Origin of the sequence: Photobacterium sanguinicancri (assembly GCF_002265265.1) — a bacterium.
In the GTDB taxonomy this organism is placed as follows: domain Bacteria; phylum Pseudomonadota; class Gammaproteobacteria; order Enterobacterales; family Vibrionaceae; genus Photobacterium; species Photobacterium sanguinicancri.
Map to the genome: position 1 here is coordinate 1 of NZ_NOIF01000168.1, position 11,139 is coordinate 11,139.

Annotated in this window: 10 protein-coding genes; 5 read left to right on the plus strand and 5 right to left on the minus strand. The window is 42.7% G+C overall.

The genetic code is table 11. The features are described 5' to 3' along the window. The coding region (locus tag ASV53_RS19310; protein WP_338091423.1) for a hypothetical protein at positions 1 to 1,276 on the plus strand (1,276 nt) is incomplete at its 5' end. 114 nt (positions 1,277 to 1,390) lie between these two features. Here ASV53_RS19310 and ASV53_RS19315 read toward each other — a convergent pair. Beyond that, a complete protein-coding gene (locus ASV53_RS19315) occupies positions 1,391 to 2,299 on the minus strand; it encodes an ROK family protein (RefSeq protein WP_094958287.1) in 909 nt (302 codons plus the stop codon). A gap of 266 nt (positions 2,300 to 2,565) precedes the next feature. Between ASV53_RS19315 and ASV53_RS19320 the strand changes: the two genes are divergently transcribed. Beyond that, the gene (locus ASV53_RS19320) at positions 2,566 to 2,778 is read left to right on the plus strand and encodes an acetyltransferase (RefSeq protein ID WP_094958288.1); all 213 of its coding nucleotides are present in this window, start codon (positions 2,566 to 2,568) and stop codon (positions 2,776 to 2,778) included. A 73-nt stretch (positions 2,779 to 2,851) separates the two neighbouring features. Here ASV53_RS19320 and ASV53_RS19325 read toward each other — a convergent pair whose 3' ends face one another. From ASV53_RS19325 to ASV53_RS19335, 3 genes are read right to left on the minus strand one after another with little or no spacing between them, the layout of a single operon-like run. After that, positions 2,852 to 3,448, minus strand: coding sequence for a PqiC family protein (locus ASV53_RS19325; RefSeq protein WP_094958289.1), 597 nt, complete (start codon positions 3,446 to 3,448; stop codon positions 2,852 to 2,854). Continuing rightward, positions 3,448 to 5,097 (minus strand): intermembrane transport protein PqiB, encoded by a 1,650-nt coding sequence (gene pqiB / locus ASV53_RS19330; RefSeq protein ID WP_094958290.1) that lies wholly within the window; start codon positions 5,095 to 5,097, stop codon positions 3,448 to 3,450. The genes ASV53_RS19325 and pqiB overlap by 1 nt, the downstream gene beginning before the upstream one ends. After that, positions 5,090 to 6,490 carry a paraquat-inducible protein A gene (locus tag ASV53_RS19335; RefSeq protein ID WP_094958291.1) on the minus strand — a complete coding sequence of 467 codons (1,401 nt, stop codon included), beginning with the start codon at positions 6,488 to 6,490 and terminating at the stop codon, positions 5,090 to 5,092. Before ASV53_RS19335 ends, pqiB begins: the two co-directional genes overlap by 8 nt. Positions 6,491 to 6,834: 344 nt before the next feature. On the opposite strand from ASV53_RS19335, the gene ASV53_RS19340 reads away from it, so the two are divergent. Beyond that, the gene (locus tag ASV53_RS19340; protein WP_094958292.1) at positions 6,835 to 7,467 is read left to right on the plus strand and encodes a hypothetical protein; all 633 of its coding nucleotides are present in this window, start codon (positions 6,835 to 6,837) and stop codon (positions 7,465 to 7,467) included. Positions 7,468 to 7,556: 89 nt separating this feature from the next. Here the strand turns inward: ASV53_RS19340 and ASV53_RS19345 are convergent, their stop codons facing one another. Then, positions 7,557 to 8,045 (minus strand): hypothetical protein, encoded by a 489-nt coding sequence (locus tag ASV53_RS19345; protein ID WP_094958293.1) that lies wholly within the window; start codon positions 8,043 to 8,045, stop codon positions 7,557 to 7,559. 383 nt (positions 8,046 to 8,428) lie between these two features. Between ASV53_RS19345 and ASV53_RS19350 the strand changes: the two genes are divergently transcribed. Both ASV53_RS19350 and ASV53_RS19355 read left to right on the plus strand, forming a co-directional pair. After that, a complete protein-coding gene (locus tag ASV53_RS19350; protein WP_094958294.1) occupies positions 8,429 to 10,384 on the plus strand; it encodes an alkyl/aryl-sulfatase in 1,956 nt (651 codons plus the stop codon). Between the two features lie 39 nt (positions 10,385 to 10,423). Beyond that, entirely contained in the window at positions 10,424 to 10,873 is a 450-nt protein-coding gene (locus ASV53_RS19355) for a hypothetical protein (protein WP_094958295.1), read from the plus strand. The last annotated feature ends 266 nt before the right edge of the window (positions 10,874 to 11,139 follow it).

Genomic DNA, 11,139 nt, shown 5'->3' on the forward strand with positions numbered 1-11,139 from the left:
AGCGTCTGATGTGTATATGAGTCATGTTATTGGAGATTTTGCAATGAGTGTTTCTAACGACCTATATCCAAATGCCTCTCACCCTCTAGAAAGAAAAGATTCTGGTGTCCCTTATGTTCGCCAAGGCCTTCATGTTGAATCTTATAACGATTTCGATCCACTACGCCATGTTATTGTAGGTATTGCAGATAACCAACATATTCCAGAAGCTTGCCCTGCAAGTAATGAAAAAATCCCAGCTGACTCACCAATGCGTGGCAGTAAAGCAGGTCGTCGTACTCAAGAGTCTATCGACCGTGCTAATGAATGCCTAAATGGTTTTGCAAAAATATTAGAAACACGCGGAATTACAGTTGACCGCCCAGGAGCGGTAGATTGGAACGAACGTATTACCACGCCTGATTTCTCAATCAGCTCTGGTTTCGGTGTTATGCCACCTCGTGACTGCTTACTCACCATGGGTAAAAGCATTCTAATGGCACCAATGAGCTTCCGTAGCCGTTACTTTGAGTACCTAGCATACGTTGATCTTCTACGTGAATACTTCGAATCAGACAACCAATGTATGATTGAGCAAGCACCACGCCCACGTCTATCTGATGATAGTTTCCGTATGGACTATGTTGCAGCATACGAATACCTTTCTGACGAAGAAACCATGGAGCGCTCACTTCGTAAAGAGTACAGCACCAAAGAAACAGACATTCTATTTGATGCTGCTGACGTAATGCGCTTGGGTAAAGACATCTTCGTTCAACACGGCTTAACCACTAACCTTGCTGGTATTCGCTGGATTAAACGTAAATATGAAGCTCAAGGCTACCGTGTACATACTCTAAGCTTTGAAGATAACCACCCTATCCATATCGATGCAACTTTCTGTCCGCTACGTCCGGGATTGATGCTGCTTAACCCTAACCGCCCATTGTTCAAAGGCCAACGTGAAATCTTTGAGAAAAATGATTGGGAAATCGTTGAAGCAGTTAGCCCTGCATGGGATAACCCACCACCACTATGTTACTCAAGCACATGGCTATCAATGAATACCTTGATTCTTGACCATAAAACCGTGTGTGTGGAAGCGTCTGAAAAAGGACAAATGGAACAATTTGATAAGCTTGGCTTTGATGTTATTCCTGTCGACCTACGCGATGCTTACGCATTTGGTGGCGGCCTACACTGTGCAACAGCCGATGTATGGCGTGAAGGTACTTGTGAAGATTACTTTGCAAACCAATTCACTGGCGCTCACAGTATTGAGCACTGGGAATACTAGTCGTCATTTACTAGTTAAAACGTGGTGATAATGGCTTCTTCGGAAGCCATTTTTTATCGTCTGAAGATAACGCTAACAAAGGTGTACATCTAACCATAGAATAACCACGTCAGCTCAGTTTGCGACGAGCATGGCAGCCCCAAACACCCCTGCACTATCTCCTAAGGCTGGCTTTACAATCCGTGTTGCTAGCTTTGGGTTAAATAAGTGTGGCAAGATCGCTTGCTCTGCATGCTGGTAAAGATACTCAATATTACCGACACCGCCACCAACCACAATCACATCCGGATCTAGCACATTAATGATAGCCGCAACCGCTAACCCAAATTGAGAGACGAGCCTATCTAAGGTTTGTTGTGCCGCTTGTTCTTGTTGCTCTGCTCGAGTAACAATATCGGGTAAACCACACTCAATGCCTGATAGTTGATGATAATACGCTTCCAATCCTGGCCCTGATAAGACCGTTTCAACACACCCCTGTTTACCGCAATAGCACTGTTTACCGGTTGGATCCAAAACGTTATGTCCCCACTCACCCGCAATACCATGACACCCTTGCAGCACTTTGCCATTGACAACAATCCCTGCACCGACACCTGTCCCCATGATAATACCAAACACGACTTCGGCATGTGGATTCACCACAGGTACAATACCTAGCCGAGACTCAGCCAATGCAAAACAGTTTGCGTCATTGTCCAGTACGACTTTCACACCCAGTAATTGCTGTAAATCGGTATCTAACGGCTGACCATTTAGCTCGGTAGAATTACAGTTTTTCATCACATGAGTGCTAGGGTCTAACGTACCTGGCGTACCAAAACCTATGCGTTCAGGGTACGTACCAACCTCCTCTGAACAACGGTGAACAAGCCGCTGGATCTGTGTAAGAATATGGTTATAACCTTGCTCTCGCTCTGTTGCTATTCGCCGTCTTAACACACAGTGACCTGTGTTTTTTTCTAGCACCGCACACTCTATTTTCGTACCACCAAGATCAATACCCCAATCAAAGCTCTGCATCTAGTCACCGCCATAGTTCACTGATTTATTCAGCATAAACAATCACAAACAATAATCTGAAAATACCGATGAAAACCGTGACCTTAGCCTCTTTGTTGATATATAGGCTTATTGAGGTAAGACCCTCAGAAAATGAAAGAAAGTAAGAAGTCGCGGTTAGACAGAAATCAACCATAATTAGGGGTACAACGAGATGCGATGACTAAGATGTCCATAATCTGGTTATCAGCATTCTGTTTGAAGCAATGAAAGATAGGGGCAATGTTATGTTTCTGAAAGAAATGCGTACTGGGGATTTAGTCGATGTCGTTGATATGTCGTCTTTAATAAACCCATTTACCCAACACGTTACCGTGCAATATCAATCAGGAGAAGATCTTGCAGACCCTGTTGCGATTGATAAACAGCAACTGGCGTTTCCTTCTGGAGAAGAATTGCCAGAGTGCTGGATAAATGGGTATTACCGTATGAAATCTTAACCCATACGACTGCGCTTGAACGCAGGTCATTCGGGCAGCTTCAAATCATAAACACACAATAATCATTGTATGTTTACTTTGTTATTAACCGTTGAGCAATCTGTGTTGTTAGCTGATCAACACCTTGTGATAGTGCATTTACTTGTGCATCGTAGCCAGATTGCGCCAACGGCACTTGCAGTTTAAAAGGGTAAACGCCTTGCAGTTTACCGTCTTTATCTATCACCAAATACTCCCCCATTAACTCAGCATTTCCTGTATATCGACCATTAAACTGAGTGAATTTAACTTGCAGCTTTGCTTGCCCCGCTGATGACATCGCAGGTGTTAACTCACTTGGCCAATACCGTTTTTGCTTAGCACGTAGATCCGCTGTGATACGCCGCGTTAATTGCTGTGTAATGCTGTCGGCCCAGGTATTTTGCTGCGCTTGGACGATTTCAGTATCACTCACTTGATACACCAATCCCATACCTGCTAAGTGAGCCGCCATTTCAACAGGGCGCACCACCAGCAATGCTTGTGATTGCCCTTGCGGTATTGGACTAGCTGCTATCACAGAATTTGATATTGGTGGCAGTAAATAGGTCGAGCGTGTCACCTCTGGCTGACTACTGCACCCCGTGAGTAATGCGACCGCTGCTATTCCACCGACTAACCATGTTTTCATTATTCTTGTCCTTTTGCTGCTGGAACAGGATCTTTTGCTTGTTCACTACTGAAAATTAACGAGTTTGGCTTTTCGTTCAATTGTCGCAATACTGGTTCTAGTTCTGCTAATACATTTTCAAATCGTGCAATAGCTTGCTCTAAATTCTGATACGGCGCAGCATCTGGACCAAAACCATTCAATGTAGTTTGAATATCTTGCAAACTCTTACGCACATCAGCCGGAATTGCTTTCGTGTCTTTTTGTTCAAGAATGCTATTCAACGAATCCGCTACACTTTGCGCTGAACGTAATGTCTTCTGAGAAGCAATTAAGCTGTTATTGAGTGAACCTAATGTTTCTTCTAACGGTAGATCATTAAATTTATCCAACAAGGTCGTAACTTGCTTTTGAATTTCAGCAAAGCCGCCCGCTTGGGTTGGGAAAATGTCGTATTGGTCATAATGCTTGATCGGGTACCTATCCGCTTTTTCATATACTTCAGTGTCGATAAACAAAGCACCAGTTAAAAAGCTGCCTGTTTTCAGTGTCGCACGTAAGCCTTTAGCAAATTCATTTGATAAGCTGTGTTTGAGTGCTTGCAGATCGGCTGCATCAATATTTTTATAGACACGACCTAATTCAATGCGAACAAGAACGGGGATTTGCTTAGTCGAAAAGCCCTGTTCTTTTGATGGCAAATGCAACGGCACTTTCTTCACCGTACCAATGCGGATACCACGGTATTCAACAGGTGCACCAACATTTAGCCCGCGTACAGATTCATCAAACATCATCACGTATTCTAAGTACTGATCGAACACACGCTCTCTTACTTGCTTGAAATTACTGTACAACTTGAACCGAGCTTGTTGTTTAGTGACTTGCTCACCAGGCTCTGCACCTTTAGGAACTCGGAAACTCACGCCTCCGGTGATCAGAGACTCTACCGAGCCAATTTTCAAGTTAAAACCTTCCGCAGACATTTGTAAATCGACGCCAGAACTTAGCCAAAATTTAGTATGTTTACGGATCAAGCTATCGTATGGCTGGAAGATAAAAAGCTGATAATTTGCTTTTTTAGTTGCAGGATCAAAGCTGACTTTTTCCACTCGCCCAACCGTGAAACCCTCATATAATACAGGATCAGTAATGCTTAACTTGCCCGCTTCACGATGAGTTAATACTATGCGAAGTCCCTTCGCATCAGGCGGAGCAACGGGAGGCGTTTCCAGTACGGTGAAGTCCAACTTTTCTTTTTCAGCGCGGCCAGGTTGAAGTTCCAAATAAGCGCCAGAAAGCAAAGTATCTAAACCAGAGATCCCCTCTTTGCCAATACGCGGCTTCACTACCCAAAACAATGTATCTTCTTTCAACATACGAGCAGCATCTTTGTTCATCTGAGCCGTCGCGGTGATGTAGGTATAATCATCACTTAATTTTACGCTAGTGATCACTCCCACTTTTACATTGAGCGACTTAATTTCTGTTTTACCAACTTCAATCCCTTCTGCGGTTTTCAAAGTTAGTGTGACTGTTGGTCCTTTACTGCCAACAAATTGAATCAACATCCAAATACCAATGGCTACAGCCACAAGAGGTACGAGCCAGATGGTTGAAAACTGCTTTGTTTTTTGTACTTCAGCCTGTGTTGGCTTGTTATCACTCATAGTGCTTGTTCTCATTGAAAGGCAATAACACATCATCATTGCCATTGCTTGGAATATCAGAAGTAGAAGATGCTTGTGGCATCTTGGATTTTGAACTTTGTGTCCAAAAAACACGAGGATCAAAGCTCATGGCTGATAGCATGGTAAATACCACTACAGCCGCAAAAGATAATGCCGCAGGCCCAGGGAAAATCGCCATCAAATTATGTAGTTGAACCAGTGCCACTAAGATAGCAACCACAAAAATATCTATCATCGACCAACGGCCAATAAATTCAGTCATCCGGTAAATTTTCAAACTTTGAATCGCTTGTTGAGCGGAGCTTTCATTACCGCGCTGAGCATGAATAAACAACCATATCAAAGCCATCATTTTTGCTAGTGGGATAATCACGCTGGCAAAAAAGATCACAAACGCAATGGGATAAGATCCTAACTTCCACAACAATACGACCCCTCCCATGATTGTTGAGCCTTCGGTTTGCCCTAAGCTCACGGTATACATTATGGGATATAGGTTCGCGGGAATATAAAACACCATAGAGGTCAGTAATAACGCCCACGCACGTTGCAAACTGCGCGCTGGATCGTACGGATGTAATCGGCTACCACAGCGATGGCATTTAGGCGGTTTGTGTTGATTAGGACCTTGATGGAGTACGTTGCTAACTGGCGGGTTCAGCTGAGCGCATAAATGGCAGCTTTCATGATTACCCGAGATATGGCTATCGCCTTCGTTCACTCCAGCTAATGGTTGTAAAGGCTCTATTTGATGCCATAACCACGTGCGATCGACCATAGAAACAAACTTAACAACCAAGCCCGTATAAATACAGAACGCCCAAAAGGACATGCCTAAGCCCACATCGGCCAGCGACGCTATTTTAATTAAGCTCACTAATACGCCAATCAAAAAGACGTCAACCATGAGCCAAGGTTCAATATGAAAAAGTAACCTCGCCACACGCTTTACCATATTCTTATTGGCTTTATAGAAGGTTCCCTTCTGAATATGGGCAGTCTGACGATACAAATACATCACCATCACGATATAGCACCCCGGCAAAATCACGACAGTCAGCAGTAACAATAATGCCAGTAAGCTATTTTCAAAGTGTTGAAGCATGAATGCCGCGTGCAACAAAGTGATGTTTTGATTTAACCCTTGCACACTAAACGACATAAAGGGAAAACTGACACTTAACGCTAACATCACGAGCGTAGCTATACCAAAAGCCATGGGACGCTGAAACGGCTGGTTAATCTGTTTCACCACGCCATGATGACAACGTGGGCATGTTGCTTTCTCGCCTTCGTCTAGCACGGGAACAGACATGACGAGCCCACATTCTTCGCAAGCGATTTTGGCCTCTGTCGTAAAACGATAAGTCATGACTTACCCTATATGATAAATAAGTGATCTTATTATAGAAAAGATTTGTTCAGTACATTTGTAGCACTTTGCTAAAAGGTTTGCACTGACTCTCATATGATGTGCATTTACCGCACCGATGAAGAAAGTGACCAGCTCATTACAGTGATCAAGCTTGCATATCAGCAGATTTTTGCAGAATGTATCAGTTTATTTTGAAATCACCTATCAAAATTACCCTACCAAAATATACGCCTTTCATACTGCAATATCATTTACAAAAAACACCTTTCAATTGATGTTAAAATACTGCAATACTTTGCTAAGTAGTACATGGATAGAAATCTATAAATAACAGGGATAGTATGAAAAATTTAAGTATCGCGATCAGTTTAAGCTTGCTACTCGTCGGTTGTAATACAACAACCAACGACCCAAATACATTTACATCACAATGCAGTTATTCTGAACTTGAAGGGGATAAACCACTGACCTTTACGGTAACAAGCGTAAACGAAGCAACGCTTGGTGGTGTTATTTGCTCTGGGTCATTAGACGCCTTTGATGATATGCGCACACAATTCCCTTCTGTGGCTACCTTCAACATACAAAGTATTCCAGGCAGCGCAGATGATGAGATCAACCTACTGCTATCAGCAGAAATCCATGAAAATGGCATTGCCACACACCTTGTTAACAGTGCCATGATCGCAAGCGGAGGGACTGATTTATTCTTGGCTGGCACTCAGCGCACCGCCGATGATGCACTGCCTAAAATCGGCGTTCATAGTTGGTCAGATTCTAGTGGGCAGTCTGGCAAAGATCTTCCTCGCAACCACGAAGAACACCAACCATATTTAGATTACTATCAGGAAATAAACATTAACCCTGATTTTTACTGGTACACGCTAGATGCTGCGCCAGCTAATGACATACATTGGATGACCAAAGAAGAAATAGAGCAATATAATGTTTTAACAACGTCATTAATTCAATAACGGCTTTCTTTACTAATCCATGAACATAAAAAAACCACTGGCGAATAACCAGTGGTTTCTGTATTAAATCAGCAATGTAAATGCGAGGTTTAGATACCCGCGCGCTTTAGCAGGCCAGCCATTAAAGGTGAACTTGCTTTAACCATTTTAGACTTGTTCTTAAACTCACGCGCAAGTGAAACATCATTCATTTCATTTGCAATGTGAATCATTGCTTTGTACATATCACTTGGATTCTTAATACGATTAGAATCGTTCAGCGGGCTAATGATTTTAACGACATCATTACCGGTTTTATTGTTCGCGTTCGCGTAGTTAAGTACTGAATCAAGTAGCTTATCAAGATCGATAGAAAACTCAGAACTTTCCACACCTTGTTTCTTCATTTCTTTCAGGTTTCTTTTACGTACCTGACTGATAATGAATGCTGGCTTATTAATTTTTTTATAGCCAAAGAAACCAGCTAGGACAAGTAGAGCAACACCGCCTGCTACATATCCCCAAATTGAACCTGAAGACTCCGCTACGGGTTGGATTGCTTCAGCTGCACTAACTACAGATACTGGTACATCAGACATATTCGTAACCTTATTACTTCTATAAATGCTTTCACTGGCCACAGTATGCACTCAATGCGCCAATAACCATGCGATTAATCAATTTTTACGTTAAATTGAGTGACGAGCTTCAAGGTTTGGCTGTTCGCTCGTATTTATTGCTGCATAAAACCCCAGAAAAGTAGACCTACTTGCCGACAAAAAAATCACCCAATTATCTGCATCTTTTAAATCGGAGTTACAGAATGAGCTAACATTCACTTTCCAGCCCCTCTTCATCACGCCCTTCGGATTTACATCCAAGTTGATTATATTGCTAAGCGCATAAACGCATAAGATTTGAACATTTTTTAATCTTGACTAGTGTTGACTATGATCTCACTGACTCATTCAAAGGAGTGAATATGAAGCACTACGCGATTGCGTTGCTGACAACCGTCATTGCTTTTCATAGCTACGCGGTTGATCCTAAGCCCGCAACACAAGCCACCATAGATGCCAACCAAATCGTTTTAGATACCCTTCCCTTTAAAGATAAAAAAGACTTCGACGATGCGCAACGAGGCCTTATTGCCAAGCAAGATACTGTGACAATAAAGAACGGAAAAGGTGATGTTGTTTGGGATTTGGAAGCCTATAAAAAATTTATCACCCTTGAAAACCCTTCCCCTGATAGCGTAAATCCAAGCCTGTGGCGTAATGCCCAACTCAATATGATTAATGGCTTATTTGAAGTGACCGATGGGATCTACCAGGTTCGCGGCTATGATCTCAGTAATATTACCTTCATCAAAGGCAAAACGGGTTGGATTGTTTTTGACCCTCTCATTTCGCAAGAAACCGCCAAGGCCGCATTAGATTTTATTAACAGTGAGCTTGGCGAGCGACCAGTAGTAGCGGTAGTGTATAGCCATAGTCATATTGACCATTTTGGCGGTGTACGCGGTATTGTTAACGAACAAGATGTCATCGATGGCAAAGTCACCATTATTGCTTCCCATGGCTTTACTGAACATGCGGTGTCAGAAAATGTTATTGCCGGCAATGCCATGGGCCGACGTGCGATTTATATGTATGGTGCCCTACTCCCTCGCGATGAATTTAGTGGTGTAAATGGTGGCTTAGGCCAAACCACCTCTACAGGCCTTGCAACCCTGATTAAGCCAACTGACATTATTGAGAAAACAGGCGATGAACGTACCGTCGACGGCATTAAAATGGTATTCCAATACACGCCTGGTTCTGAGGCGCCAACAGAGATCAACACTTGGTTCCCCGACAAAAAAGCATTATGGATGGCAGAAAATAGCACCAATACCATGCATAACATACTTACTCTCCGTGGCGCACAAGTACGTGATGCATTGAAGTGGTCAGGCTACCTCCAAGAAACCATTGAAACATGGGGTGATGAGGTAGAAGTGAAGTTCCAAAGTCACCATTGGCCATTATGGGGACAAGCCGATATTGTCGATTACTTCAAAAAACAACGTGATATGTACAAATACACCCACGATCAAACCGTCCGCTTGATGAATCAAGGTTATATCGGGTCTGAAATTTCAGAGGTTATCCATTTCCCTGATTCACTGGATAAAAACTGGAGCACCCGAGGCTATTACGGTACGTTGCGCCATAACAGCCGTGCTGTCTATCAACGCTACATGGGCTGGTATTCAGGTAATCCATCAGACCTCAATAACCTCCCCCCCGCCGATGCCGCACAAAAATACGTTGAATACATGGGTGGTGAAGACGCTGCGATTAGCAAAGCAAAAGCCGACTTTGATAAAGGAGAATACCGCTGGGTTGCTGAAGTGATGAAGCACGTTGTTTTTGCAAACCCTGACAGTAAAAATGGCAAAATGCTACTTGCAGACACGTATGAACAGTTAGGCTACCAAGCCGAATCAGGTCCTTGGCGATCTGTATACCTTCAGGGCGCCAATGAACTGCGCAATGGCACACCAAGTGCGGGAGGCACGACAACAGCCTCGCCAGATATCATTAAAAATATGCCACCAGAGATGCTATTCGATTATCTCGCGGTGCGTATACTGCCAGAAAAAGCCGCTGGCAAAAATTTATCAATTAATATTGATTTCACCGATTTAGATGAAAAGTACACGTTATATATTGAAAATTCTGTACTTAACCACACCACAAAATTATCCGACAAACCTGATGTCACATTAACGCTGACCAAAGCCGCTCTCGACGATGTGCAGTTAGGTAATATCACATTGGAGAAAGCCATTGCTGATGGTGATATTAAAGTCAAAGGTAACGAGCAAGTCTTTAAGGACTTTGTTGGCATGCTAGATACCTTTAATTTCTGGTTTAATATCGTTACACCATAGTGCTAGTTATCTCAAGCTAGTCATACACATGGAGTGTACATGAAAGTATCAAAACTATTATTGGTACTCTCATTATTAGGAGCAAGTTCAACCTCTTGGGCTTGCTCTTACGATGGGCAATTCAATAATCCCTTTGCTGAAAGCTACCCTGGTTCACTCGGTATTGCATTAGCAACACAACGTGCCATTAGCCAGCAGCAGATAACGCAAACAAATAAGCTTGAAGGGCAACCAGGACTTCGACGTGCCAGTTGGTGGTTACAACTTTTTGTTAAAAGAAGTACGCAATTACCAAACGACATCCATATTTATCTTGTCGACAGCCAATTATGGTCCAAATATCATGCAGGTAAGCCCCTAAAGATCCACTCAAAACCACCATCAAGTGATGATGCAGTCTTGATGCTAAGTGAATCTGCACTAGACAACCTAGTATCAAAGAAAATCACCTTTACACAAGCAATAAACATGGGGCTAATTAAGCTATAACCAAGAGAGAAGAAAGCACAAACGAAACTCATAACGGTAATTAATTTCATATCCTCGCAAAACTTTATTTAAGTGCGAATTAAGTCATTTAAAGCCTAAAGCATGATCTCGCTCGATCTTATTTGTATCTAATACCGCAACAAAACATTAACGAGACCAGCGTCACACAACTACGCCCCACTCTTTAACTAATTCAAAAACCAAGAGTTCTAAGAAGGTGACGTACATCTAAATATTTCATATAAACAGCCCTGAATGTATAATTA

Coding starts and splice junctions, on each gene's coding strand:
- ASV53_RS19350 (WP_094958294.1), top strand. CDS start 8,429: ATGAAGCACTACGCGATTGCGTTGCTGACAACCGTCATTGCTTTTCAT.
- ASV53_RS19315 (WP_094958287.1), bottom strand. CDS start 2,299: ATGCAGAGCTTTGATTGGGGTATTGATCTTGGTGGTACGAAAATAGAG.
- pqiB (WP_094958290.1), bottom strand. CDS start 5,097: ATGAGTGATAACAAGCCAACACAGGCTGAAGTACAAAAAACAAAGCAG.
- ASV53_RS19335 (WP_094958291.1), bottom strand. CDS start 6,490: ATGACTTATCGTTTTACGACAGAGGCCAAAATCGCTTGCGAAGAATGT.
- ASV53_RS19345 (WP_094958293.1), bottom strand. CDS start 8,045: ATGTCTGATGTACCAGTATCTGTAGTTAGTGCAGCTGAAGCAATCCAA.
- ASV53_RS19320 (WP_094958288.1), top strand. CDS start 2,566: ATGTTTCTGAAAGAAATGCGTACTGGGGATTTAGTCGATGTCGTTGAT.
- ASV53_RS19355 (WP_094958295.1), top strand. CDS start 10,424: ATGAAAGTATCAAAACTATTATTGGTACTCTCATTATTAGGAGCAAGT.
- ASV53_RS19340 (WP_094958292.1), top strand. CDS start 6,835: ATGAAAAATTTAAGTATCGCGATCAGTTTAAGCTTGCTACTCGTCGGT.
- ASV53_RS19325 (WP_094958289.1), bottom strand. CDS start 3,448: ATGAAAACATGGTTAGTCGGTGGAATAGCAGCGGTCGCATTACTCACG.